Here is a 23,887-nt window from a genome sequence, read left to right as displayed (position 1 = left end):
TTTCGTTTCCTCGGTTGGGTCAGACCGCCCGCGGTTTGACCCGGCTCGCCGCTTCCGCGGCGTTGCGCCGCGCCACGTCCACGTCGTCGTCGTAGGCCAGCGCCACGCCCATCCGGCGCTTGGTGAAGCTCTCCGGTTTGCCGAACAACCGAATATCGGTGTGCGGCACCTGCAATGCGGCGTCCACCCCGTCGAACACGATGCCATCGGCGTCGACGCCGCCGTAGATCACCGCGCTGGCACCCGGTGATTTCAAGGTGGTGTCCACCGGCAGGCCGAGGATGGCCCTGGCGTGCAACTCGAATTCGTTCTGCCACTGGGAAACCATCGTCACCATGCCGGTGTCGTGCGGCCGCGGGCTCACCTCGCTGAACCACACCTGGTCACCCTTGACGAACAGTTCGACACCGAAGATGCCCTGCCCGCCCAGGTTTTCGGTGACCGCCTGCGCGATCTGCTGCGCTCGCCCCAGTGCGGCGGCCGGCATCGGGTGCGGTTGCCAGCTCTCGACGTAGTCGCCGCTGACCTGGCGGTGCCCGATGGGCGCGCAGAACTGTGTCTCGACCGCGCCGGACGCACCGAGCGCGCGCACTGTGAGCAGCGTGATCTCGTAGTCGAAATCGACGAACCCTTCGACGATGATCCGGGTGTTGCTCACCCGGCTGCCCGACATGGCGTACTCCCACGCGGCCGCCACATCGCCGGGACCGTCGATCTTGCTCTGGCCCTTGCCCGATGAGCTCATCACCGGCTTGACCACGCAGGGGTAACCGATCTGGTCGACGGCGGCCTGCAACTCTTCGAGCGAATCGCAGAACCGGTACGGACTGGTCGGCAGGCCGAGGGTTTCGGCGGCCAGCCGGCGGATGCCCTCACGGTCCATGGTCAGCCGGGCGGCGCGCGCCGTCGGGATCACGGTCACCACGCCGGCATCCTCCAGCGCCTCCAGCACCGGGGTGGCGATGGCCTCGATCTCGGGCACCACCAGATCGGGCTTCTCGGCCTCGATCAGCGCCCGCAGTTGCTCGGGGTCGGTCATCGAGATGGTGTGCGCGCGGTGGGCGATCTGCTGTCCCGGCGCGTTGTCGTAGCGGTCGACGGCGATGGTCTCGACGCCCAGGCGCTGCAGTGCGATCAGCACCTCGCGGCCCAGCTCGCCCGAGCCGAGCAGCATCACCCGCGTGGCGTTCGGCGACAGCGGCGTTCCGAGAGTGGTCATGCGTTCAGCGATTCGGTTGTGTACACAGATCGCGATTCATCCACAGATCGCGATCCGTGCGCAACCTCGACGACGTGTGGTGTCGGGGGCGGCGCCCACTCTGCCGGACATGAACATCTACACCGAGCCGTTCGTCGGCAGTGAGGCGATCGCCGTCGGAGCGGTCAAGAAGCATCAGCTGCGCTCGGGCTTCCGTGCCCTGCTGCCCAACGTGTACGTCGGCCCCGACCTCACGCTGACCATCGCGCACCGGGCGCGGGCGGCGTGGCTGTGGTCGCATCGCGAGGGCGTCATCGCGGGGCGGACGGCGGCGGCGTTACACGGTGCGAGATGGGTCGACGACTCGGCACCGGTGGAGCTGGTGTGGCGTAACGCCCGTGCCCCTGGTGGCGTGCGCACGTCGGCGATGACGCTGCGCACAGCGCAGGTGTGCGACGTCGCCGGCTTGCCGGTCACCACGCCGGAGCGGACCGCCTTCGATCTGGGCCGGCGCACTCCGCTTCGGCAGGCCGTCACCGACCTCGACGCCCTCTGCCGGGCCACGGGCGTCACGCCGGGCGACATCCTCGCGGTGGCGGCACAACATCCCGGCGTGCGCGGCCTGCGCTTGCTGGAGCGGGCGGTTTCCCTCGTCGATCCCGGCGCGCAATCACCGAGAGAGACGTGGCTGCGGCTTCTCCTCGTCGACGGCGGCCCGCCCCGCAGACCCAGATCCCGGTCTGTGCTGACGACGGATACGCGTTCGCCTATCTCGACATGGGCTGGCCGGACATGATGATCGCGGTCGAGTACGACGGCGATCAGCACCGGAAGGACCGTTGGCAATACGTCAAGGACATCCGGCGTATCGCCGAACTGGAGCGACTGGGCTGGATCGTCATCCGGGTGGTCTCCGAGGACCATCCGCGCGATGTGCTGCGGCGAGTCCACGCCGCGCTCGCTCAGCGGGGCGCCGGGACTGCGCTGAGCGCATCGGCACTGCGCTGAGCGCGCGTCAACGACGCATGTTGCGATCTCAGCGCAGTCCCGACGGCAATGTCAGGAGAGGCGCTCCACGACCATCGCCATGCCCTGGCCGCCGCCGACGCACATCGACTCGATACCGAAGGTCTTGTCGTGGGTCTGCAGGTTGTTCAGCAGGGTCGCGGTGATGCGGGCGCCGGTCATACCGAACGGGTGCCCCAACGCGATGGCGCCGCCGGACACGTTCAGGCGGTCCTCGTCGATGCCGAGCTCACGGGCCGAGCCGAGCACCTGCACCGCGAAGGCCTCGTTGATCTCGACCAGGTCGATATCGCCGATCTGCTTGCCCGCCTTGGCAAGCGCCTTCTTGATGGCCTCGATCGGGCCCAGGCCCATGATCTCGGGCGACAACCCGGACACCCCGGTGGACACGATGCGTGCCAGCGGGGTCAGGCCCAGTTCCTTGGCCTTGGTGTCACTCATGATGACCACGGCGGCGGCGCCGTCGTTGAGGGGGCAGGCGTTGCCCGCGGTGATCGTGCCGTTCGGGCGGAACACCGGCTTGAGCTGGCTGATCTTCTCGTAAGTGGTGCCGGCGCGCGGGCCGTCGTCGGTGGACACCACGGTGCCATCCGGCAGCGTGACCGGCGTGATCTCCCGCTCGAAGAAGCCGCTCTTGATGGCGTCCTCGGCGCGGTTCTGGCTGCGCACACCCCAGTGGTCCTGGTCCTCGCGGCTGATGCCGGTGTAGAGCGCCACGTTCTCGGCGGTCTGGCCCATCGCGATGTAGACGTCGGGGATCAGGCCGTCCTGGCGCGGGTCGTGCCATTCGGTGCCGCCCTCGGCCGACTTGGCGGTGCGCTCCTGGGCCTCGTCGAAGATCGGGTTCTTGCTGTTGGGGGCGCCGTCGGCGGCACCGATGCCGAAGCGGGACACCGTCTCCACACCCGCGGAGATGAACACGTCGCCTTCACCGGCCTTGATCGCGTGGAAGGCCATCCGGGTGGTCTGCAGCGACGACGAGCAGTACCGGTTGACGGTGGTGCCGGGCAGGAAGTCGTAGCCCAGCTCGACGGCGACGGCGCGGGCGATGTTGTAGCCGGCCTCGCCGGCCGGCTGCGCGCAGCCCATCATCAGGTCGTCGATGTCCGTGGGATCCAGCGAGGGCACCTTGTCCAGTACGGCGCGGACGATCTGGCTTGCCAGGTCGTCGGGACGCATGGTGGCCAGCGACCCCTTGACGGCGCGCCCGATGGGCGAGCGGGCGGTGGCGACGATGACGGCTTCGGGCATGGGAGCTCCTCGGGTCACTTACAAGGGTTCGACTATGACAGCTACCCCAGAACCTAACCCGTGGCGGGAGCGACGATCGGCGCGGGTACGCCGGTGGTGCGTCGCCACAGTCGGCTGACGTTGCCCAACCGGTGCAACAGTGTGCCGTCCCCGGAGCGTGATTCCAGCGCCTCGTCGACGTCGGAGTCGACGGTGAGCAGGCCCAGCGCCCGGGCCAGGGCCGGCAACAGCTGGTTGGCGGCCAGCGCGTATCCGGCGGCCGACGGGTGGAACATGTCCGAGGAGAACAGCACGTCCGGGGCCTTGTAGAACTCGGGAGCGAGCAAGTCCGAGAAGGGAACTGGCACGCCGCCGGCGCCGTGCACCGCCGAGGCCTGCATCCGGGCAAGTCGCAGCCCCAGCGTGCGGGTGACCAGGCGCAGGGGCTGGGGGATCGCGGTGATCACCCCGAAATCCGGGCAGGTGCCCACGACCACGACCGCCCCGCTGTCGCGCAGCCGGCGGACCGCGGCCCCCAGCCGGCGCGCCGACGCGCTGAGGCCGTTGAGCGCCGTGATGTCGTTGGCGCCGATCATGATCACCGCCGCGTCCGGCGGCGGGCCGGCCACGTACATGGCGTCGATCTGGCCGGACAGGCCCTTCGACGTGGCCCCGACGATCGCCTTGGTGCTCAACCGGATCCGCAGGCCCGACTCCTCGGCCAGGCCGCGGGCGAGCAGTACCCCGGGCACCTCCTCGGCGACGGTGCAGCCGTATCCCGTCGCCGTCGAATCACCGAACACCATGAGATGCAGGTCGAACGGGACATCGCGCTGAAAACGTTCGACCGGTCCACCGCCGGGGGAGTAGACGCCGTCGGCGCGCGGCGGGATGTCCCAGGACTTCGGGATGACCCGGCGCGTCTGCGCCGCTTGTCCGGTCAGCAGCGTGCGTGCCCCGACATAGGCCGATCCCGTCGATGCGAGGGTGGCCGCGGCTGCCAGGGCGATGGTCGACCGACGCGGTGTGCCCACGCCTCGATTTTAGAGGCCGAACGACCGTTGTCGGTGAGCCCCAGCTGTCCGTCCGGTCACGTTGCGGTATCGAGTGCGGTACCAAATGGGCTCGTTGATTTGTTGAACAAATTAACGGTGGCAAGCTAAGTTACACCGGTTGGCTAAGTAACCAGACTTATCCGGGCACTACGACGGCGTAGGAAGTGGTGGCGATGACGGCACCAAGTAAGGTTTCAGGCTCTCCTCGTGCTGCTATCAGCGCAGCTAGAGCCCACCAATCACGTAGATTCCCGGTCAGTGACTGGGCCCCGGTCGAAGCCGTCGAGGACGGGCCCAGCATCGCGGGGCGGCTGGCCGGCCTGGCCGCCCGGATGACCATCAAACCGATTCTGGCAATCGGCAGCCACGCACCCACGCTGCCCTGGCCGTTCGGGCTCGTCGACTTCGCCGCGCGCGTGCTGCGGCCCTCGCCCGGCACCGTGCGGGCCACCATCGCGCTGCCGAAGTGCACCGCCCAGCTGGTGCGTGCCGACGGTGTGCTGCCCGCCGACGGCAAGCGCAGCGTGGTGCTCTATCTGCACGGCGGCGCGTTCCTGGCGTGCGGGGTGAACTCGCACGGCCGACTGGTGGAAAGCCTGTCGAAGTTCGCCGACAGCCCGGTTTTCGTCGTGAATTACCGGATGCTGCCCAAACACTCGATCGGTGAGGCGCTCGACGACTGCTACGACGCCTACCGGTGGCTCCGGCTGACCGGGTACGCCCCCGAGCACATCGTGCTGGCCGGCGATTCGGCCGGCGGCTACCTGTCGCTGGCGCTCGCACAGCGGCTGCTGACCGAAGGTGAAGAACCCGCCGCCATGGTGACGCTGTCGCCCCTGTTCGAGATCGACAACGCCGGCCGCGCGAGGCATCCGAACATCGACAGCGACGCGATGTTCCCGGCGCACGCGTTCGGTGCACTCGCCGAACTGATCGGCAGGGCCGCGGACAAGACCGGGGAAGAGGTCTACGAACCGCTGGACCACATCGAGCCGGGGCTGCCCCGCACCCTCATCCACGTGTCCGGTTCCGAGGTTCTGCTCTCCGATGCGCGAAAGGCCGCGCGGATGCTGGCGGCCGAAGGCGTGCCGGTCGAGTTGCGGGTGTGGCCTGGCCAGATGCACGTCTTCCAGATCTGTGGGCCGCTCGTCAACGAAGCGACCCGGTCGCTGCGTCAGATCGGCGCCTACATCCGCGAAGCCACCTGGTGACTCCCCGCGTGGTGGGCGGTTGCGCCGCCTGACACGATGGATGCATGCGCATCGCCAGGCACATCAGTGACCTCATCGGTAATACCCCGCTGGTTCAGCTGAACTCGGTGGTGCCGGCCGGCGCGGGCCTGGTTGCCGCCAAGATCGAATACCTGAATCCGGGCGGCAGTTCCAAGGACCGCATCGCCGTCAAGATGATCGACGCGGCCGAGGCCAGCGGCGCCCTGAAACCGGGTGGCACCATCGTCGAGCCGACCTCCGGCAACACCGGCGTGGGACTGGCGCTGGTGGCCCAGCAACGCGGTTACAAGTGCATCTTCGTCTGCCCGGACAAGGTCAGCGAGGACAAGCAGAACGTGTTGCGCGCCTACGGCGCCGAGGTCGTGGTGTGCCCGACGGCCGTGCCGCCGGATCACCCGGACAGCTACTACAGCGTCTCCAACCGGCTGGTCGAGGAGATCCCAGGGGCGTGGAAACCCGACCAGTACTCCAATCCGAACGGGCCGGCCAGCCACTACGAGACGACCGGTCCGGAGATCTGGGCCGATACCGACGGCAAGATCACGCATTTCGTCGCCGGCGTCGGGACCGGCGGCACCATCACCGGGACCGGCCGCTACCTCAAGGAGGTGTCCGGTGGCCGGGTCAAGATCGTCGGTGCCGACCCCGAGGGCTCGGTGTATTCGGGCGGGACGGGCCGTCCCTACCTGGTCGAGGGCGTGGGTGAGGACTTCTGGCCCAGCGCCTACGATCCCGCGGTACCCGACGAGATCATCGCCGTCTCGGACGCCGATTCCTTCGACATGACGCGCCGGCTGGCGCGCGAGGAGGCGTTGCTGGTCGGCGGTTCGTGCGGGATGGCCGTCGTCGCGGCGCTGCGGGTGGCCGAGCGGGAAGGCCCCGACGCCGTCGTCGTGGTGTTGTTGCCCGACGGCGGACGGGGTTACCTGTCAAAGATTTTCAACGACGCGTGGATGTCCTCGTACGGCTTCCTGCGTAGCCGGCTGGACGGCTCGATCGAGGAACTGACCGTCGGGAACATCCTGCGCCGCAAGTCCGGTGCGCTGCCGGATCTGGTGCACACCCACCCGTCGGAGACGGTGCGCGACGCGATCAACATCCTGCGCGAGTACGGCGTCTCGCAGATGCCGGTCGTCGGCGCCGAGCCGCCGGTGATGGCCGGTGAAGTGGCCGGCAGCGTGTCCGAGCGGGAGTTGCTTTCCGCGGTGTTCGAAGGGCGAGCAAAACTGGTCGACGCCGTGGCCGATCATATGAGCGCCCCGCTGCCGCTAATCGGTTCCGGTGAACTGCTCAGTACCGCGGCGAAGACATTGCGCGATTACGACGCGTTGATGGTCGTCGAGGACGGTAAACCGATCGGCGTGCTCACTCGGCATGATCTTCTCGGGTCCTTGTCCGAGGGCGGTTTACGTCGGTAAACGACGCGTGGTTCGACCGGTGCGCCCGGATCGCTGATTGCGAAATCAATTATCGACGCTAAAGATTGGCGCGCCGGGAGCATTGTGTCGACCCGGTGAAGAAATGGCTATGGCGGCCATTTTCGGCGAATTCTCAGGTAGGGTGACACCGCTCATAGTCAGCTAATTTCCGTCACCTTGGAAGGCGTCCATGACCACTCCTCCGCCACCGCCTGGGAATTATCCGCCGCCGCCTCCACCACCGGGTGGCTATCCGCCTCCGCCGCAAGGTGGTTTTCCGCCTCCGCCGCCTCCGGGCGCCGGGTTCGGCGCGGCCGGTCCGGGCGGGGCGCTGGGGGCGTTGCCGAAGGAGTCCTACACGCCGTGGCTGACCCGCGTGCTGGCCTGGCTCATCGATTTCATCCCGGTGGCCATCCTGGAGGGCATCGGCTACGGCCTGCTGCTCGGCACCCAGGAAACCGTCTGTGTCACGGACACGTCCGAATACGACCTCGGTGACTTCTGCGCCAGCGGCGCATCCACCCTGGGCCAGCTGTCGTTCTTCATCACCTGGGCGCTGTCCATCGCGTACCTGGTGTGGAATTACGGATACCGGCAGGGCACCACCGGGTCCAGCATTGGCAAGAGCATCATGAAGTTCAAGGTGGTCAGCGAGAAGACCGGCCAGCCAATCGGTTTCGGCCTGTCCATCGTGCGGCAGCTGGCCCACATCGTCGACGGCATCATCTGCTATATCGGATACCTTTTCCCGTTGTGGGATGCGAAACGCCAAACGCTGGCCGACAAGATCATGACGACGGTCTGTCTGCCACTCTGACCTACGCTCGAACAAACCGCCGGTCCGCGAACACACTGCGCGGGCCGGCGTTTCACCGTAACGACCGATTCACGAGAGGGAGTTCATGACGCAGCCACCACCACCACCACCGGGCAACTATCCGCCGCCCGGCGGCTACCCGCCACCGGAGAACGTGCCGCCCGCCGGCGGCTATCCGCCACCGCCCGCACCCGGTGGTTATCCGCCGCCGCCTCCGCCCGGTGGTTACCCGCCGCCACCCGGCCCGGGTGCCTACCCGCCGCCCCCCGGCAACTACCCTCCGCCGCAAGGGAATTACCCGCCGCCGCCGCAGGGCGGTTACGCGCCGCCGCCGGGATACCCGGGCGGCCCCGCCTTCGGCGGTCCCGGCCAGGGGTACAGCGTCGGTGAGGCGGTGTCCTGGGCGTGGAACAAATTCAGCAAGAACGCGGCCGCCATCATCGTGCCGACCCTCGTGTTCGGGCTGGTTTATGCGGTGCTGCAGGGTGTCATCCAGTTTGTGTCGAGCCTGTTCACCACCGTGGAGAGCTCCTCGTATGACGGAACCAGCTATTCGGCGAGCTTCTCGATGGGCGTCGGCGGCATCGTCGTCTCCATCATCGGCAGCATCGTGATGCTGGTGGTCGCTGCCGTGGTGCAGTCCGCATACATCGGTGGCATGCTCGACATCGCCAACGGACAGCCGGTCGAGATCGGTTCGTTCTTCAAGCCGCGCAACGTCGTCAACGTGATCATCGCGTCCGTCGTGTCCGGCATCATCGTCGGTATCGGCATCGTGCTGTGCATCGTCCCCGGCATCATCGCGACCATCATGCTGATGTTCACCACCGTGATCGTGCTGGACCGCAACGTGTCCGGTATCGAAGGCGTCAGCGCCAGCTTCAACCTCGCCAAGGCGAATTTCGGCCCGGTGGCCCTGACGTGGCTGACGACGATCGGCATCACGATTCTGGGTGTGTTGGTGTGCCTCGTCGGCTTGCTCGTCGCCTACCCGGTGGTATCCCTGATCACCGTCTACGCCTACCGCAAGCTCACCGGCGGACCGGTCGCCGCGCTGACGCCGTAACCTGCCGTCGCGCCGAAACGGGGTGGGCCATCGATGGTCCACCCCGTTTCGCGTTTCCCGGGGCGCACTAGCCTTGTCGGCATGAGCGAGCAGCGTTCGGCGAAAGATGCACACCGTTGGCAGGGATTGGCGACCAGGGCGATCCACGCCGGGTTCCGGCCGGATGCCGCCACCGGCGCGGTCAACGCACCCATCTACGCCAGCTCCACGTTCGCCCAGGACGGCGTCGGCGGCCTGCGCGGCGGATTCGAGTACGCCCGCACCGGTAACCCCACCAGGGCCGCGCTGGAGGCCTCGCTGGCCGCCGTCGAGCAGGCGGACTACGGGCGCGCCTTCAGTTCCGGGATGGCCGCCACCGACTGCGCGCTGCGTGCGGTACTGCGCCCGGGGGACCACGTCGTCATCCCCGACGACGCCTACGGCGGCACCTTCCGGTTGATCGACAAGGTGTTCACCCACTGGGGCATCACCCATACGCCCGTCCCGCTGTCCGACGTCGGGGCGGTCGCCGCCGCGATCACCCCGCAGACCAAGCTGGTGTGGGTCGAGACGCCCACCAACCCGCTGCTCAATATCGCCGATATCGCCGCGCTCGCCGAGGTGGCCCGCGAGCGCAAAGTAAAGCTGTTGGTGGACAATACCTTTGCCTCGCCGGCGCTGCAGCAGCCGCTCACCCTCGGTGCGGACATCGTGCTGCACTCGACCACCAAGTACATCGGCGGGCACTCCGATGTGGTCGGTGGCGCACTGCTGACCAACGACGAGGAACTCGACATCGCCTTCGCGTTCCTGCAGAACGGCGCCGGGGCGGTGCCGGGCCCGTTCGACGCCTACCTGACCATGCGGGGCCTCAAGACCCTGGTGCTGCGCATGCAACGACACAGCGAGAACGCCGCGAAGGTCGCCGAATTCCTTGCCGAGCATCCCGCCGTCGGCACGGTGCTCTATCCCGGGCTGGCCGGCCACCCAGGGCACGCCGTCGCCGCCAAGCAGATGACCGGGTTCGGCGGCATGGTGTCGGTCCGGCTCAAGGGCGGCCGGGCCGCCGCGCACGAATTATGCGCCCGCACCGAGATTTTCATTCTCGCCGAATCTCTGGGTGGAGTGGAATCGCTGATCGAGCATCCCGGCGCGATGACGCACGCCTCGACGGCGGGATCGCAGCTGGAGGTGCCCGACGACCTGGTCCGGCTGTCGGTCGGGATCGAGGAATCCGCCGATCTGATCGGCGACCTGGAGCAGGCCCTCGGTTAACCGGCCAGCGCCGGCCGCAGCGCCGACGCCGTCACCGCGAGGTTGACCTCGGCCAGCCCGGTGGGCTGTTCGTCGACCCAACTGCCCAGCGCGATCTCGCCGGCCCGGGCGTGTACCCAGCGCCAGCCCCGGTCGTTCAGGCTGAGCAGCGCACCCAGTCCGTCCACCGCGTGCAGCAGCGAGATGATGGCCGCGGTCGGGGGGCGGCGGTGGCTGGCCGTCGAACAACGCCGCCAGCAGCGCACCGCGGGCCGGATCCACCCGGTCCCGGCGCAGCAGCGGCAACAGTGTGGTCTTGCCCTGCGGCACCCGCCGCAGCTGCCCGGCCCGCTCCAGGTGTTGCACCAGCAGGTCTTCGGTGTGGTTACCCAACTTGGTCAGTGCGGCCGCCGGCCGCAGCGGGCGCCGGGCCAGCGCGTCGAACGCGGGGGCGGTGACCGGGTCCAGCGGGGTGGTCCCGGCCAGCGCCACCAGGTGACCGGGTGCCACGGGCTCGCCGTCCACGGCCGGACGGACCCGGCAGGCATGGGCCAGGTCGAGCAGCACGGCCGCGCCGAGCACGCGACGGCTGCGCCGGCGCTCCAGGCCGGGTAGCGCCGATGAATTGTCGAGCAGTAACAGAAACAGGTCCTCGGCGATCTGGGCCATCAGGCGATAACCCTAACCGTCGCCGAGGACCTGTCCCCTGCGAGTGTGCTCAGGGGTGATACGGCTCCGCGCTGACGAGGGTGACCTCGACGGTGCTGCCGTTGGGCACGGTGTAGCTGCGGGTCTCGCCCACCTTGGCGTCGATCAGGGCGCCGCCCAGCGGGGAGTTGGGGGAGTAGACCTCGAGCTTGCCGTCGCTGACGCCCTCCTGGCGGGTGGCGATCAGGAAGGTCTCGGTATCGCTCTTGTCGCCGTCGTAGTAGACCTTGACCACCGATCCGGGCAGCGCGACGCCGGACTGCTTGGGTGCCTCGCCGACCTTGGCGCTGTTCAGCAGTTCCTGCAGCTGGCGGATGCGCGCCTCCTGCTGGCCCTGCTCTTCGCGCGCGGCGTGGTAGCCGCCGTTCTCCCGCAGGTCGCCCTCTTCACGGCGGTCGTTGATTTCGGCGGCGATCACCGGCCGGTTGGCGATCAGCTGGTCCAGCTCCGCCTTCAACCGGTCGTGTGCTTCCTGGGTCAGCCAGGTGACCTGGGTATCGGTCATATCCTCGCGCTCCTGTCGTTGTTTCTTCTGCGCTCATGCTGCGTGGGTGCTGCGGCGTGGTGCCGCGTTCGCAGCCGCATATTGCGCGCTAAAGCAGCAATACACGGCTCCACCCGGAACCGTGTATCGGACCAGTCTACCACCGGCGGGTCGACCAATTTTCACGATTTCGCTGTTCGGCGTTGGTTGCGCCGTCGCCTGAACACCCCGTGATCAGGGCGCCTTGAGGTACCCCGGCACGTCGGTACCGCAACCGTAGATATCGCCGACGACGGGCGGCTTCGTCGTCTTCACCTCGGTGGTGACCTGCACCGACGTCTCGGTCGACGGTGGCACCAGGATCTCCCGGCGGCCCACCTCGCCGCCGTCCTTCGAACGCGCCCGCACGATGCACACCACCGGGCGCGCCGGGTCGGCGCGCGTCACCGTGATGGTGACGGCCACCGTCTGGTCGTCGACCAGCCGGTATGCGCCCAGTTCACCCTTGACGTCACCGCTGCCCAACCGGTTGAAGGCCACGAACGCCAGGGCGACGCCGGCCAGCACGATCAGTGCGGTGAGCCCGATCGCCACCCGGCGCCGGGTGCTGCGGGACAATCGCTGACGCCCGTAGCGGGCGGCGGGACGGTCGATGGTCACGGTTTTGGCTGCCCGTCGGTCGGTTGCTTCTCCTAGGACTGGAACTATAGGACCGTGGGCATGAAGGGACGACGGCCGCGGTTGTTGAAAAAAACCGTTGAATGAGACGAGATGACTGAACTGCGATTGATGGCGGTACACGCCCACCCCGACGACGAATCCAGCAAGGGCGCGGCGACCACCGCGAAGTACGCGGACGAAGGCGTCCGCGTCAAGGTGGTGACGCTGACCGGCGGGGAGCGCGGCGACATCCTCAACCCGGCCATGGACCTGCCCGAGGTGCACGGCCGGATCGCCGAGGTGCGCCGCGACGAGATGGCCAAGGCCGCGGAGATCCTCGGGGTCGAGCATCACTGGCTGGGCTTCGTGGACTCCGGTCTGCCCGAGGGTGACCCCCTGCCGCCGCTGCCCGAGGGGTGCTTCGCGCTGGTGCCGCTGGCCGAACCCGTCGAGCGGCTGGTGCGGGTCATCCGCGAGTTCCGGCCGCACGTGCTGACCACCTACGACGAGAACGGCGGGTATCCACACCCCGACCACATCCGCTGCCACGAGGTCAGCGTCGCCGCCTACGAGGCCGCCGCCGACTACGCGCGGTTCCCGGATGCGGGCGAGCCGTGGGCGGTGTCCAAGCTGTACTACAACCACGGTTTCCTGCGGCGGCGCATGCAGATGCTGCAGGACGAGTTCACCAAGCACGGCCGCACCGGCCCCTTCACCAAGTGGCTGGAGCACTGGGACCCCGAATTCGACGTCTTCGAGGGCCGGGTCACCACCCGGGTGGAATGCGCCGAGTACTTTTCCCAGCGTGACGACGCCCTGCGCGCCCATGCCACCCAGATCGACCCCAACGGCGATTTCTTCCACGCGCCCATCGAGTGGCAACAGCGACTGTGGCCGACCGAGGAATTCGAACTGGCCCGTTCCCGCGTGCCGGTGCAACTGCCCGAGACCGACCTGTTCGCGGGGATAGAACCATGACCGACACGCTGCTCCTGGTTGCCGGCCTGCTGGCCGAGGACGGCCCGCGCGACACCGGGCCGGACTTCGGCAAGGCCAGCCCGCTCGGCCTGGTCATCGTGGTGCTGCTGCTGATCGGCACCTTCGCGCTGGTGTGGTCGATGAACCGGCACCTCAAGCGGCTACCGGAATCCTTCGACCCCGACCACCCCGAGCCGGATCAGGCCGTCGACGAGGGCACCGCGGGTGAGGTCAAGGATGAGCCCAAGGGGTAACACCCTGGGCGGGGCCACCAGCCCGTACCTGCGCCAGCACGCCGACAACCCGGTGCACTGGCAACAGTGGAGTCCGCGGGCGCTGGCCGAAGCGGCCGAACGCGACGTCCCGATCCTGCTGTCCATCGGGTACGCCGCCTGCCACTGGTGCCACGTGATGGCGCATGAATCCTTCCAGTCCGCCGACGTCGCCGCGGTGGCCAACGCGCACTTCGTCTGCATCAAGGTCGACCGCGAGGAACGGCCCGACCTGGACGCCGTGTACATGAACGCGACCATCGCCCTGACCGGGCAGGGCGGCTGGCCGATGACATGTTTCCTGACCCCGGACGGGCGGCCCTTCTTCGCGGGCACCTACTACCCGAAAGATGCTTTCCTGCAGTTGCTCTCGGCCGTCGAGGAGACCTGGCGGGAGCGCCGCGACGAAGTGGAGCAAGCATCGGACGGCATCGCCGATGAACTGCGCGCCATGGCGGGCGGCCTGCCCGGCGGCCCGGCCCTGCAGCCCGCGTTGTGCGACGACGCGGTGGCCGCGGTGCTGCGCGACGAGGACCGCGGCTACGGCGGCTTCGGCCGGGCACCGAAGTTCCCGCCGTCGGCGCTGCTGGAGGCGCTGTTGCGGCACCACGAGCGCACCGGGTTCGGACTGGATGCCGTGGAGCGCACCTGCCAGGCGATGGCCCGTGGCGGCATCTATGACCAGTTGGCCGGCGGCTTCGCCCGCTACAGCGTCGACAACGCTTGGGTGGTACCGCATTTCGAGAAGATGCTGTACGACAACGCGCAATTGCTGCGGGTGTACGCACACTGGGCCAGGCGGACCGGAAACCCCCTGGCGCGCAAGGTCGCCGACGAGACCGCCCGGTTCATCATCGACGGCCTGGGCGACGGTGGGATGTTCGCCTCGTCCCTGGATGCCGACGCCGGCGGGGTGGAGGGGGCGACGTATGTGTGGACACCAGCCGAGCTGCGCGACGTGCTCGGGGCTGCCGACGGTGCCTGGGCCGCTTCGCTTTTCGGTGTGACAGAGGCGGGAACCTTCGAAGCCGGCACCTCGGTGCTGCAGCTGCGCGCCGACCCCGACGACCCCGCCCGGTTCGCCAGGGTGCGCGACGCCCTGCTCGCCGCGCGGGCGCGACGGGTCCAGCCGGGCCGCGACGCGAAGATCGTGACGGCGTGGAACGGGCTGGCCATCACCGCACTCGCCGAGGCCGCCGTGGCGCTGGGACGCCCCGGTTACCTGGATGCCGCAACGGAATGCGCGCGCCGGCTGCTGAGCCTGCATCTGGTGGACGGCCGGCTGCGCCGGGCCAGCCTGGGTGGGGCGGTCGGTGACAGTGCCGGGATTCTGGAGGACTACGCCGCGTTGGCCACCGGGTTGCTGACCCTGTACCAGATCAGTGGCGACTGGCTGCCCGAGGCGACCGCCCTGCTGGACACCGCACTGGATCATTTCGCCGACGTAGATGGGCGCTGGTTCGACACCGCCGACGATGCCGAGGCGTTGGTGCTGCGGCCCGCCGACCCGCTGGACGGGGCGACCCCGTCCGGGGCGTCACTGGTGACCGAGGCATTGCAGCTGGCCGCCCACCTGACCTCCGCGCCGCGGTACGCGTCGGCCGCCGCGGCCTCGCTGTCGGCGGCCACGTCGGTGCTGGCCAGGGCCGCCCGCTCTGGCGGGCACTGGCTGGCCGTCGCCGAGGCAGCGGTGCGCGGACCCCTCCAGATCGCCGTCGCCTGCGACCCGAACCACTCCGAACTGCTCACCGCGGCACGGGCATTGGCTCCCGGCGGGGCCATCGTGGTGGGCGGTCCGGCCGACAGCACCGAACTGCTTACCGGGCGGGACCGCGTCGGTGGGCGCGACGCCGCCTACGTGTGCCGGGGCCGGGTGTGCGACCTGCCGGTGACGACGGCCGAGGATCTGGCCGCGGCGCTGAGCCGGGCCGTGTAGCGTGCGGCCCATGCCCAGTGCCGCGCAGATCACCGCCACCGTCCACCGCTACCTCGAACTGGTCGCCAGCGGCGCGGCCGACGAGGTTGCCGATCTGTACGCCTCCGACGCCACCGTCGAGGATCCGGTCGGCGGCGAGGTGCACATCGGCCGGCAGGCCATCCGCGGTTTCTACGCCAACGTCGAGAACGTCAAGGGCCAGACCGAGATCCACACCCTGCGTGCGCTCGGCCACGAGGCCGCCTTCTACTGGCGGCTGTCGTTGGATTTCGGCAACGGCAGCGGGATGAGCATCGAGATCATCAGCGTCATGACCTTCGACGCGGACGCCAAGATCACGTCGATGAAGGCCTACTGGGGTCCGGACAACGTCACCAACGATTAGCCGCTGAAGACCGCGAACCACATCGCGATGTAGTGGCAGATCGCCGCGACCGCGGTGCAGGCGTGGAAGAACTCGTGGTGCCCGAACGTCGTCGGCCACGGGTTGGGCCACTTGAGGCCGTAGAGCACCCCGCCGATGCTGTACAGCGCACCGCCGACGATCAGCAGCACGACCGCGGCAACCCCGGCGCCGTCCATGATCGGGCCGATGAACCAGGCCGCCACCCAGCCCAACAGGATGTAGAGCGGCACCCCGACCCAGCGCGGCGCCGACGGCCAGAACGATTTCAGCAGCACCCCGGCGATCGCGCCGCCCCAGACGATCCAGAACAGCACCATGCCCTTTTCCGACGGCAGGGCCAACAGGGCGAACGGGGTGTAGCTGCCCGCGATGAAGATGAAGATCATCGAGTGGTCGGCCCGCTTCATCCATTTGCGGGCGTTCGGCGATTTCCACGTCACCCGGTGATAGGTGCCGCTGACGGCGAACATTGCCACGATGGTGAAGGTGTAGATCAGGGTGGCCAGGCCGGCCCGCGTGCCCTGTAGCGACCAGGACACCGAGACCAGTGCCGCGCCCGCGATGAAGGCGACCACGGCGGAGTAGACGTGGATCCAGCCCCGGGCGCGCGGCCTGCCGAGGAACTGTGCCACCCCGTCGACGACGACGGCGGGCAGATCTCCGGGTTCGTCGTAGCCGGGCACGATGCCCGCCGCGGCCCGGTACGGCTTGGTGGTGTCGATCGGTGTCGTCATTTGTCTTGTCACCTCCACTGACTGGCATGGGGGAGCTTGGTCGCCACAGTAGTCTGATTTTCGTGGAGATCATTCCCCCGCGTCTCAAGGAGCCGGCGTACCGGCTGTACGAGATGCGGTTGCGCAACGAACTGCAGCGGTCGAAATCCGAACTCCCTCGCCATATCGCGGTGCTGTGCGACGGGAACCGCCGCTGGGCACGGGATGCCGGGTATGACGATGTCAGCTACGGCTACCGCAAGGGTGCGGCCAAGATCGCCGAGATGCTGCGCTGGTGCCAGGACGCCGGGATCGAGCTCACCACGGTGTACCTGTTGTCGACGGAGAACCTGGGCCGCGACCCCGAGGAGCTGTCCTCGCTCATCGAGATCATCACCGACGTCGTCGAGGAGATCTGCGCCCCGGCCAACCGCTGGAGCGTGCGCACTGTCGGTGACCTGGAGTTGCTCGGTGAGGAGCCGGCTCGCCGGCTGCGGGAGGCGGTCGAGGGCACGGTGAGCACCGGCGTCACGGGCCCCGGTTCGCTGCATGTCAACGTGGCGGTCGGGTACGGCGGCCGGCAGGAGATCGTCGAGGCGGTGCGGGCGCTGCTGGCCAAGGAGGTGGCCAACGGGGCGAGCGCCGAACAGCTCATCGAATCGGTCACCGTCGATGCCATCTCGGAGAACCTGTACACCTCCGGACAACCCGACCCGGATCTGGTGATCCGCACCTCGGGTGAGCAACGTCTCTCCGGATTCCTGTTGTGGCAGAGCGCATATTCGGAGATGTGGTTCACCGAGGCACACTGGCCGGCGTTCCGCCGGGTCGACTTCCTGCGTGCGCTGCGCGACTACACCCGGCGCCACCGGCGCCACGGCCTGTAACCACCATGGCCGGGCTGTCGGCGGTCGTGTTCGCACTCAGCTGGTGGCTCGGGTTGTACCTGCTCGCGCGGAATCCGCGTAAGCCCGTGCTGGCGCTGGCCGCGGCCGGGCTGACGAGCTTCGCCGTCGTCGTCGCCCTCGATGCGGTGCGGGTGACCACCGATGCCACGGCGCTCGGTCGGGTCGAGGTGTACCTGGTGGTGCTGCCCGGCGTGTTCTGGTTCGCGGTGCTGCTGGAACTGTCCAGGCCCCCAGACAACCCGCCCCGCCGGGTGCGGGAGTTCGCCGCGATCGCGGTGGTGGCCGCGGTGGGGTGCGCCGGTGCGGCGCTGGCCGGCAGCGTGGCGGGCCCGCTGCGCGCCGGGCACTGGCTGATGTTCGCCGCGGTGTCGGTACCGACGCTGGGCGCGATGGCCGCGACGACGCTGCGCCCCGCGCAGCCGACGCCGGTGCGGCGTTTCGTGCTGGTGGCCACCCTGTTCTTCGCACTCGGCAACGCGATCCTGGTGATCCCGCTGGGACTGGTGCCGAGTTGGCTTGCCTTGGCCTCCACCGGGTTCGACGTGGCGCTGCTGGGCATCGCCGTTGCCCTCTCGGATGCGTTCGACGAGGGGCAGGCGCTGCGCGCCGACATGCTCAGGTCGTTCGCGGCGACGGCGGTGGTGGCGCTGCTGTTCGGCGCGCAGGTGCTGATCGGGCTGGCGGTGGCGGGCCCGTCGGCGCGGCTGCCGCTGACGGTGTTGCTGTTCACCAGCGTCGCGGTGGCCGTCACCATCAACGTGCTCGCCGACCCGCTGGCCGGACTGCTGGACCGGGTGACGTTCTCCCGCTCTCCGGTGCTGCGGGCCGATCGCGCCGCGCTGCGCCGTACCGAGGCCGCGCTGCCGCTGCGCAAGGACAGCCCGCTGGACCAGATCGACGACGAGACGTTCGCCCGGCTGACCCGACGCGCCCTCGGCCACTACGGTGACCTGTCCAAGTTGGTGGCCAGCCCGCTGACCGCGTTGCCGGTGATCGACGCCCGACTGGCCGCCCGCGGCGCACCGGATCAACCGCTGGAGCGGGCCAACGAACTCAAGGCGCTGCTGGCCGACCGCATCGCCGCGCTCAAGCCACGCGACGGCGGCGACTTCGGCACCAGTGAACAGTGGCGCCACTACAACGCGCTGTACTTCCCGTACGTCGCGGGGGTGCGGGCTTACGCCCAGAACGCCACCGCGGCCGGGCTGGATCCCGTCGCCCGGCGGGCCTGGCAGTGGCTGGCCACCGAGGTGCCGCAGCGGTCGCTGCACAACTGGCAGAACGCGGCAGCCCGGTTGATCGCGGCGGACCTGCGCGCCGGACAGGTGGTCAACGCCGGCTGAGCTGGCCTTGGCAGTGTCTGGCAGCGACGCGTGCAGACCTGGCAGCGGGTTTTCCGCAGGCTTGAGCATGTCCGACACACCTCGACGGCCAGGAGCTGACTGACATGACCGCAATCACCGCCCCCACCACCCGTGCCCGCAGTGGACTGCTGCGCTACGCCATGCGCCTGGACGCCGTGCTGGTCGGGATCACCGGTATCCCCTTCGTCGTCGCCCCCGGCTGGCTGGCGTCGTTGACCGGGATGCCCACCGGCGTCGAACTGGGACTCGGGATCTTCTTCCTCGCCTACGGCCCGACGGTGTACTGGCTGGCCGGCCGCGAGCGGGTGCGTCCCGGCGCGATCGCCACCATCACCGCCAACGCGCTGTTCACCGTCGGCTTCGTCGCCGCGGAGGCCGCCGGCATCTGGCCGCTGACCGGGTGGGGCGTGGCGCTGCTGCTGGGCGGCGCGCTGTACACCGCGGTGATCGGCAGCGTGCAGTACGCGGGGCTCAGAGCTTGCGCAGCCGCAGCCGGTTGATGGAGTGGTCGGAATCCTTGCGCAACACCAGGGTTGCGCGGGGCCGGGTCGGCAGGATGTTGTCGATCAGGTTGGGCCGGTTGATCGAATGCCAGATGTCGCGGGCGGCGAAGATCGCCTGATCGTCGGTCAGCGTGGAGTAGTGGTGGAAGTGTGACGCCGGGTCGGCGAAGGCGCCGGCCCGCATCGACAGGAACCGGGAGATGTACCACTGCTCGATGTCCTCGATGCGGGCGTCGACGTACAGCGAGAAGTCGAACAGGTCCGAGACCATCAGCGCCGGACCGGTCTGCAGCACGTTGAGCCCCTCCAGGATGAGGATGTCGGGCTGGCGGATGATCTGGTGCTCGCCGGGCACGATGTCGTACAGCAGATGCGAATACACCGGCGCGGAAACGGCTTCGGCACCGGACTTGACCGCCGTGACGAAGCGCATCAGCGCCCTGCGATCGTAGCTCTCCGGAAAGCCCTTGCGGTGCATGATGTTCCGCCGGCCCAGCTCGGCGTTGGGGTAGAGGAACCCGTCGGTGGTCACGAGGTCCACCCGGGGGTGGTGTTCCCACCGGGCCAGCAACGCCTTGAGCACGCGGGCGGTGGTCGACTTGCCCACCGCCACACTGCCGGCCACCCCGATGATGAACGGCACCGGGGTGTCGGGCGTCTGCTCGCCCAGGAACTCGGAGGTGGCGGCGAACAACCGCTGGTGGGCGGCCACCTGCAGATGGATCAGCCGGGCCAGCGGCAGGTAGACCTCTTCGACCTCCAGCAGGTCGATCTGCTCACCCAGGCCGCGCAACCCGCGCAGCTCGGCCTCGGACAGTTTCAACGGGGTGGCCCTGCGCAGCGCGCGCCACTGGGCTCTGTCGAACTCCACATATGGGCTCGGCTCACTCGGCCGCGGCATGCGGTCAGTCTTGCATCTACGGTTGTGGGCATGGACGCCGGTACGGATTCAGAGTCCCTGATTCGCGACTATCTGCTTCTCGGTCTGCGCTTCGACCGCCTGGAGGAGGGCTACGTCGACTCCTTCACCGGCGATCCGCAACTGCGCCGCCAGGTGGCCGCGGAGCCGGCACCGGATCCGGCCGAGTTGACCCGTCAGGCGCACCGGCTGCTGGCGCAGGTGCCGGGCAGCGGTCTGGAACCGGTACGCGCGGACTATCTCTCGGCGCACCTGAAGGCGCTGGCCTGTGCGGGCCGCAAATTCGCCGGCGAGCAGGTCGGGTTCGTCGAGGAGGTACGCGAGTACTTCGACGTCGACATCACCAAGGGCGACCCGCAGCGCTACCGCGACGCGCACCGGAAGCTCGACGAGGTGGTCGGCGGCACCGGCTCGCTGGCCGAGCGGATGCAGGCCTACCGCAGCGCCGAGGAGATCCCGCCGCAGCGCCTGGAGGAGGCCATCCATGCCTTCTCGTCCGCGCTGCGGGACCGGGTCCGGGCCACCTTCCCGCTGCCGGAGCGCGAGACCATCACCTACGAGGTGGTGACCGACAAGCCGTGGTCGGGCTTCAACTACTACCTGGGTGACTACAAATCCACCGTCGCGGTCAACGCCGACCTCAAGCAGCAGATGTCGAATCTGCCGCGGCTGGTGGCCCACGAGTCTTACCCCGGCCATCACACCGAGCACTGCCGCAAGGAGGCCGGGTTGGTCGACGGCCAGGGCCAGGCGGAGCAGACCATCTTCCTGGTCAACACCCCGCAGTGCCTGATGGCCGAGGGGCTGGCCGACCTGGCGCTCTACGCCGTGCAAGGTGCGCACTGGGGTGTGTGGGCCCAGGAGATCTACGCCGATCTCGGCCTGCGCTTCGACGGTGAGCGTGCCGTGGCGGTGGCCGAGGCGTCGGCGGCGCTGGCCGACGTGCGCCAGGACGCAGCGCTCATGCTGCACGACGAACACAGCGACGTCGACGAGGTGGTGTCCTACCTGTCCACCTGGCTGCTGACCTCGGAGAGCCGGGCCCGGCAGATGCTGAAGTTCCTGTCCTCACCGCTGTGGCGCGCCTACACCAGCACCTATGTCGAGGGGTACCGACTGCTGCGGGGTTGGCTGGATGCCCGCCCGGCCGATGTGTCGCTCACCGAGCGGTTCGGGCGGCTGCTCGACGAGCCGCTGATCCCGTCGGCGCTGCGGGTCGCCTAGGAGGCCTTGGCCTGGTCAACGGTGTCATGGGAGGGCGATAGGCTGTAGGCCATGACTGCAGACTCGACCGTCAGTGCCCTGGGTGCGGACTATGCCGCCACCGCCAGCGAGGCCTATCAGGCCGCCCTGCAGGTCATCGAGCAGGTCGAACCGCGGGTCGCCGCGGCGACCCGCAAAGAGCTTGCCGATCAACGGGATTCGCTGAAGCTGATCGCCAGCGAGAACTACGCGTCGCCGGCGGTGCTGCTGACCATGGGCACCTGGTTCTCCGACAAGTACGCCGAGGGCACCATCGGCCACCGCTTCTACGCGGCCTGCCAGAACGTCGACACCGTCGAGGCGCTGGCCGCCGAGCACGCCCGTGAACTGTTCGGCACCCCCTACGCCTACGCCCAACCGCACTCCGGTATCGATGCCAACCTGGTCGCGTTCTGGGCCATCCTCGCCACCCGGATCGAGGCGCCCGGGCTGGCCGAACTCGGCGCCAAGCACGTCAACGACCTGTCCGAGCAGGATTGGGAGGCGCTGCGCAACAAGCTGGGCAGCCAGCGCCTGCTGGGTATGTCGCTGGACACCGGCGGACATCTGACCCACGGCTTCCGGCCCAACATCTCGGGCAAGATGTTCCACCAGCGCAGCTACGGCACCGACGCCCAGACCGGGCTGATCGACTACGACGCCGTCGCCGCCGCCGCCCGCGAGTTCAAGCCGCTGATCCTGGTGGCCGGCTATTCGGCCTACCCGCGCCGGATCAACTTCGCCAAGATGCGCGAGATCGCCGACGAGGTGGGCGCCACCCTGATGGTCGACATGGCGCACTTCGCCGGCCTGGTCGCCGGCAAGGTGTTCACCGGCGACGAGGATCCGGTGCCGTACGCGCACGTCACCACGACCACGACGCACAAGTCGTTGCGCGGCCCCCGCGGCGGCCTGGTGCTGGCCACCGAGGAGTACGCGCCGGCCGTCGACAAGGGCTGCCCGATGGTGCTCGGCGGACCGCTGAGTCACGTGATGGCGGCCAAGGCGGTGGCGCTGGCCGAGGCGCGTCAGCCCGCGTTCCGCGACTACGCGCAGGCCATCGCCGACAACGCCAAGGCACTGGCCGACGGTTTCCTCAAGCGCGGCGCGCGCCTGGTGACCGGCGGCACCGACAATCACCTGGTGCTGCTGGATGTCACCTCGTTCGGGTTGACCGGCCGGCAGGCCGAGTCGGCGCTCCTGGACGCCGGCGTCGTCACCAACCGCAACGCCATCCCCAACGATCCCAACGGGGCCTGGTACACCAGCGGCATCCGGTTCGGCACGCCGGCGCTGACCACCCGCGGTTTCGGCGCCGACGACTTCGACCGGGTGGCCGAACTGGTCGTGGAGGTGCTGTCCAATACGCAGGCGGAGGGAACGTCGAAGGCCAAGTACGCGCTGGCCGACGGCACCGCTGACCGGGTGCACGCCGCGTCGGCGGAGCTGCTGGCGGCCAACCCGTTGTACCCGGGGCTGACGCTCTGACGTGCGGGCGCGTCGATTTTTAAGAACATGTGTATGAGGGTTACAGTTACCTCATGGCACAGAAACCTGTTCCCAATGCGCTGACCCTCGAACTCGAGCCGGTCGTCGGAGAGAACCTGTCTCGCCATCTCGCGACGGAAGAGCCGTGGTACGGCCACGACTACGTTCCGTTCGACCAGGGCGAGAACTTCGCTTTCCTCGGCGGTAAGGACTGGGATCCGTCCCAGGTCACTCTGCCCAGGCCGGTCACCGATGCCTGCGAAATCCTGCTCATCACCAAGGACAACCTGGCCGGCTACCACCGTGAACTGGTCGAGCACTTCATCCTGGAGGACAAGTGGGGCCGCTGGCTGGGCCGCTGGACCGCCGAGGAGCACCTGCACGCCATCGCGCTGCGCAACTACCTGGTGGTGACCCGGGAGATCGACCCGACGGCCAACGAGGACGTCCGCGTCGAGCACGTCATGAAGGGCTACCGCGCCGATCGCCTCAGCCAGATCGAGACCCTGGTCTTCATGGCGTTCTTCGAACGCCAGCACGCGGTGTTCTGCCGCAACCTGCAGGCCCAGATCGACGAGCCGATCCTCAAGGGCCTGATCGGCAAGATCGCCGCCGACGAGGAACGGCACGAGGTGTTTTTCGCCGACCTCGTCGCGCATTGCCTGCAGACCAAGCGTGACGAGACGGTCGCGGCCATCGCGGCCCGGGCCCGCGAGCTCGGTGTCGTCGGTGGCGATATCGACGCCTACGCCGACAAGATCGCCACGGTCGCCGCGGCCGGCATCTTCGACGAGGCCGCGTTGCGCGCCGTCGTCGCCGACCGGCTGACGGCGTGGGGGCTCGCCGAGGAACCAGAGTTACGAGAGTTCACGCGCGCGTAACCCGTTGTGCCGGTTGGCGCGGCGCGCCTGACGCGCACAGCGTGCGCACCGGGAGTAGCGTCGCAAGTGATGGCTAGCGACATGCTTTGCTGTCCGGGCGGTACCCGAACGTTTCGACCAGAACGGGACCGGCCCCGGTCCTGGTGCCGC

The 23,887-nt window shown here is 68.7% G+C and carries 22 protein-coding genes and 2 pseudogenes; 16 read left to right on the top strand and 8 right to left on the bottom strand.

Annotated features, from left to right (window positions below; translation table 11 throughout):
• Window positions 1–19 precede the first annotated feature (19 nt).
• A complete protein-coding gene (gene purT, locus AWB94_RS25385; protein ID WP_062658306.1) occupies window positions 20–1,219 on the bottom strand; it encodes a formate-dependent phosphoribosylglycinamide formyltransferase in 1,200 nt (399 codons plus the stop codon).
• Between the two features lie 109 nt (window positions 1,220–1,328).
• Here purT and AWB94_RS25380 point away from each other — a divergent pair.
• Window positions 1,329–2,206: pseudogene (locus AWB94_RS25380) on the top strand (hypothetical protein).
• A gap of 51 nt (window positions 2,207–2,257) precedes the next feature.
• On the opposite strand, the gene AWB94_RS25375 reads toward AWB94_RS25380, so the two are convergent.
• Together AWB94_RS25375 and AWB94_RS25370 are read right to left on the bottom strand one after the other, a co-directional pair.
• Window positions 2,258–3,475 (bottom strand): acetyl-CoA C-acetyltransferase, encoded by a 1,218-nt coding sequence (locus AWB94_RS25375; RefSeq protein WP_062658305.1) that lies wholly within the window; start codon window positions 3,473–3,475, stop codon window positions 2,258–2,260.
• Window positions 3,476–3,528: 53 nt separating this feature from the next.
• Window positions 3,529–4,488, bottom strand: a complete 960-nt coding sequence (locus tag AWB94_RS25370) for an SGNH/GDSL hydrolase family protein (protein WP_062658304.1) — start codon at window positions 4,486–4,488, stop codon at window positions 3,529–3,531.
• Window positions 4,489–4,682: 194 nt separating this feature from the next.
• Between AWB94_RS25370 and AWB94_RS25365 the strand changes: the two genes are divergently transcribed.
• From AWB94_RS25365 to AWB94_RS25345, 5 genes are all read left to right on the top strand, one after another.
• On the top strand, window positions 4,683–5,720 hold the full coding sequence (locus tag AWB94_RS25365; protein ID WP_062658357.1) for an alpha/beta hydrolase: 1,038 nt from the start codon (window positions 4,683–4,685) through the stop codon (window positions 5,718–5,720).
• Between the two features lie 44 nt (window positions 5,721–5,764).
• Window positions 5,765–7,159: a cystathionine beta-synthase gene (locus AWB94_RS25360; RefSeq protein ID WP_062658303.1), complete on the top strand. Its 1,395-nt coding sequence runs from the start codon at window positions 5,765–5,767 to the stop codon at window positions 7,157–7,159.
• A 190-nt stretch (window positions 7,160–7,349) separates the two neighbouring features.
• Window positions 7,350–7,976 carry an Rv1078 family RDD domain-containing protein gene (locus AWB94_RS25355; protein WP_062658302.1) on the top strand — a complete coding sequence of 209 codons (627 nt, stop codon included), beginning with the start codon at window positions 7,350–7,352 and terminating at the stop codon, window positions 7,974–7,976.
• Between the two features lie 85 nt (window positions 7,977–8,061).
• A complete protein-coding gene (locus AWB94_RS25350; protein ID WP_062658301.1) occupies window positions 8,062–9,042 on the top strand; it encodes a YciC family protein in 981 nt (326 codons plus the stop codon).
• Window positions 9,043–9,123: 81 nt separating this feature from the next.
• Window positions 9,124–10,296 (top strand): cystathionine gamma-synthase, encoded by a 1,173-nt coding sequence (locus AWB94_RS25345; RefSeq protein ID WP_062658300.1) that lies wholly within the window; start codon window positions 9,124–9,126, stop codon window positions 10,294–10,296.
• On the opposite strand, the pseudogene AWB94_RS25340 reads toward AWB94_RS25345, so the two are convergent.
• The 3 genes and pseudogenes from AWB94_RS25340 to AWB94_RS25330 all read right to left on the bottom strand — a co-directional run bounded on the left by AWB94_RS25340 (window position 10,293) and on the right by AWB94_RS25330 (window position 12,127).
• Window positions 10,293–10,944: pseudogene (locus AWB94_RS25340) on the bottom strand (GOLPH3/VPS74 family protein). The gene AWB94_RS25345 and the pseudogene AWB94_RS25340 sit on opposite strands and share 4 nt — an antisense overlap.
• Before the next feature lie 49 nt (window positions 10,945–10,993).
• Complete coding sequence (greA, locus tag AWB94_RS25335; protein WP_024450182.1) at window positions 10,994–11,488, bottom strand: transcription elongation factor GreA; 495 nt, start codon at window positions 11,486–11,488, stop codon at window positions 10,994–10,996.
• Window positions 11,489–11,701: 213 nt separating this feature from the next.
• Entirely contained in the window at window positions 11,702–12,127 is a 426-nt protein-coding gene (locus AWB94_RS25330) for a DUF4307 domain-containing protein (RefSeq protein WP_062658299.1), read from the bottom strand.
• 111 nt (window positions 12,128–12,238) lie between these two features.
• Here AWB94_RS25330 and mca point away from each other — a divergent pair, with 111 nt between their 5' ends.
• The 4 genes from mca to AWB94_RS25310 are packed head-to-tail and all read left to right on the top strand — an operon-like array spanning window position 12,239 to window position 15,698.
• Window positions 12,239–13,105: a mycothiol conjugate amidase Mca gene (gene mca, locus AWB94_RS25325; RefSeq protein WP_062658298.1), complete on the top strand. Its 867-nt coding sequence runs from the start codon at window positions 12,239–12,241 to the stop codon at window positions 13,103–13,105.
• Window positions 13,102–13,359, top strand: coding sequence for a hypothetical protein (locus AWB94_RS25320; protein WP_062658297.1), 258 nt, complete (start codon window positions 13,102–13,104; stop codon window positions 13,357–13,359). Before mca ends, AWB94_RS25320 begins: the two co-directional genes overlap by 4 nt.
• Window positions 13,343–15,313 (top strand): thioredoxin domain-containing protein, encoded by a 1,971-nt coding sequence (locus tag AWB94_RS25315; protein WP_062658296.1) that lies wholly within the window; start codon window positions 13,343–13,345, stop codon window positions 15,311–15,313. Before AWB94_RS25320 ends, AWB94_RS25315 begins: the two co-directional genes overlap by 17 nt.
• Window positions 15,314–15,323: 10 nt before the next feature.
• Window positions 15,324–15,698, top strand: a complete 375-nt coding sequence (locus AWB94_RS25310) for a nuclear transport factor 2 family protein (RefSeq protein WP_062658356.1) — start codon at window positions 15,324–15,326, stop codon at window positions 15,696–15,698.
• Here AWB94_RS25310 and trhA read toward each other — a convergent pair.
• A complete protein-coding gene (gene trhA, locus AWB94_RS25305) occupies window positions 15,695–16,453 on the bottom strand; it encodes a PAQR family membrane homeostasis protein TrhA (RefSeq protein WP_062658295.1) in 759 nt (252 codons plus the stop codon). The genes AWB94_RS25310 and trhA overlap by 4 nt on opposite strands.
• Window positions 16,454–16,515: 62 nt before the next feature.
• On the opposite strand from trhA, the gene AWB94_RS25300 reads away from it, so the two are divergent.
• The 3 genes from AWB94_RS25300 (at window position 16,516) to AWB94_RS25290 (ending at window position 19,204) form a co-directional block, all read left to right on the top strand.
• Entirely contained in the window at window positions 16,516–17,319 is an 804-nt protein-coding gene (locus tag AWB94_RS25300) for a (2Z,6E)-farnesyl diphosphate synthase (RefSeq protein ID WP_062658294.1), read from the top strand.
• Between the two features lie 5 nt (window positions 17,320–17,324).
• Window positions 17,325–18,683 carry a hypothetical protein gene (locus tag AWB94_RS25295; RefSeq protein WP_062658293.1) on the top strand — a complete coding sequence of 453 codons (1,359 nt, stop codon included), beginning with the start codon at window positions 17,325–17,327 and terminating at the stop codon, window positions 18,681–18,683.
• Window positions 18,684–18,787: 104 nt separating this feature from the next.
• Window positions 18,788–19,204: a hypothetical protein gene (locus AWB94_RS25290; protein ID WP_062658292.1), complete on the top strand. Its 417-nt coding sequence runs from the start codon at window positions 18,788–18,790 to the stop codon at window positions 19,202–19,204.
• Here AWB94_RS25290 and coaA read toward each other — a convergent pair.
• Entirely contained in the window at window positions 19,176–20,108 is a 933-nt protein-coding gene (gene coaA, locus AWB94_RS25285; RefSeq protein ID WP_062658291.1) for a type I pantothenate kinase, read from the bottom strand. The genes AWB94_RS25290 and coaA overlap by 29 nt on opposite strands.
• A 30-nt stretch (window positions 20,109–20,138) precedes the next feature.
• Here coaA and AWB94_RS25280 point away from each other — a divergent pair, with 30 nt between their 5' ends.
• From AWB94_RS25280 to AWB94_RS25270, 3 genes are read left to right on the top strand one after another with little or no spacing between them, the layout of a single operon-like run.
• The gene (locus AWB94_RS25280; RefSeq protein WP_062658290.1) at window positions 20,139–21,350 is read left to right on the top strand and encodes a hypothetical protein; all 1,212 of its coding nucleotides are present in this window, start codon (window positions 20,139–20,141) and stop codon (window positions 21,348–21,350) included.
• A gap of 51 nt (window positions 21,351–21,401) precedes the next feature.
• Window positions 21,402–22,856 (top strand): glycine hydroxymethyltransferase, encoded by a 1,455-nt coding sequence (locus AWB94_RS25275; RefSeq protein WP_062658289.1) that lies wholly within the window; start codon window positions 21,402–21,404, stop codon window positions 22,854–22,856.
• A 53-nt stretch (window positions 22,857–22,909) separates the two neighbouring features.
• A complete protein-coding gene (locus AWB94_RS25270; protein WP_062658355.1) occupies window positions 22,910–23,737 on the top strand; it encodes an acyl-ACP desaturase in 828 nt (275 codons plus the stop codon).
• Window positions 23,738–23,887 lie beyond the last annotated feature (150 nt).

This window comes from Mycolicibacterium canariasense, from assembly GCF_002101555.1.
Lineage (GTDB): Bacteria > Actinomycetota > Actinomycetes > Mycobacteriales > Mycobacteriaceae > Mycobacterium > Mycobacterium canariasense.
Note: the sequence above shows the minus strand (reverse complement) of the source record. Positions and strands in the feature narration are given on the sequence as shown.

Excerpts from the sequence above, each read along its gene's own strand:
- mca (WP_062658298.1), top strand. The coding sequence starts at position 12,239 with ATGACTGAACTGCGATTGATGGCGGTACACGCCCACCCCGACGACGAA.
- AWB94_RS25360 (WP_062658303.1), top strand. The coding sequence starts at position 5,765 with ATGCGCATCGCCAGGCACATCAGTGACCTCATCGGTAATACCCCGCTG.
- AWB94_RS25310 (WP_062658356.1), top strand. The coding sequence starts at position 15,324 with ATGCCCAGTGCCGCGCAGATCACCGCCACCGTCCACCGCTACCTCGAA.
- AWB94_RS25345 (WP_062658300.1), top strand. The coding sequence starts at position 9,124 with ATGAGCGAGCAGCGTTCGGCGAAAGATGCACACCGTTGGCAGGGATTG.
- AWB94_RS25290 (WP_062658292.1), top strand. The coding sequence starts at position 18,788 with ATGACCGCAATCACCGCCCCCACCACCCGTGCCCGCAGTGGACTGCTG.
- AWB94_RS25275 (WP_062658289.1), top strand. The coding sequence starts at position 21,402 with ATGACTGCAGACTCGACCGTCAGTGCCCTGGGTGCGGACTATGCCGCC.
- AWB94_RS25280 (WP_062658290.1), top strand. The coding sequence starts at position 20,139 with ATGGACGCCGGTACGGATTCAGAGTCCCTGATTCGCGACTATCTGCTT.
- greA (WP_024450182.1), bottom strand. The coding sequence starts at position 11,488 with ATGACCGATACCCAGGTCACCTGGCTGACCCAGGAAGCACACGACCGG.
- AWB94_RS25350 (WP_062658301.1), top strand. The coding sequence starts at position 8,062 with ATGACGCAGCCACCACCACCACCACCGGGCAACTATCCGCCGCCCGGC.
- purT (WP_062658306.1), bottom strand. The coding sequence starts at position 1,219 with ATGACCACTCTCGGAACGCCGCTGTCGCCGAACGCCACGCGGGTGATG.
- AWB94_RS25355 (WP_062658302.1), top strand. The coding sequence starts at position 7,350 with ATGACCACTCCTCCGCCACCGCCTGGGAATTATCCGCCGCCGCCTCCA.
- AWB94_RS25365 (WP_062658357.1), top strand. The coding sequence starts at position 4,683 with ATGACGGCACCAAGTAAGGTTTCAGGCTCTCCTCGTGCTGCTATCAGC.
- AWB94_RS25270 (WP_062658355.1), top strand. The coding sequence starts at position 22,910 with ATGGCACAGAAACCTGTTCCCAATGCGCTGACCCTCGAACTCGAGCCG.
- AWB94_RS25295 (WP_062658293.1), top strand. The coding sequence starts at position 17,325 with ATGGCCGGGCTGTCGGCGGTCGTGTTCGCACTCAGCTGGTGGCTCGGG.
- AWB94_RS25315 (WP_062658296.1), top strand. The coding sequence starts at position 13,343 with ATGAGCCCAAGGGGTAACACCCTGGGCGGGGCCACCAGCCCGTACCTG.
- trhA (WP_062658295.1), bottom strand. The coding sequence starts at position 16,453 with ATGACGACACCGATCGACACCACCAAGCCGTACCGGGCCGCGGCGGGC.
- coaA (WP_062658291.1), bottom strand. The coding sequence starts at position 20,108 with ATGCCGCGGCCGAGTGAGCCGAGCCCATATGTGGAGTTCGACAGAGCC.
- AWB94_RS25320 (WP_062658297.1), top strand. The coding sequence starts at position 13,102 with ATGACCGACACGCTGCTCCTGGTTGCCGGCCTGCTGGCCGAGGACGGC.
- AWB94_RS25375 (WP_062658305.1), bottom strand. The coding sequence starts at position 3,475 with ATGCCCGAAGCCGTCATCGTCGCCACCGCCCGCTCGCCCATCGGGCGC.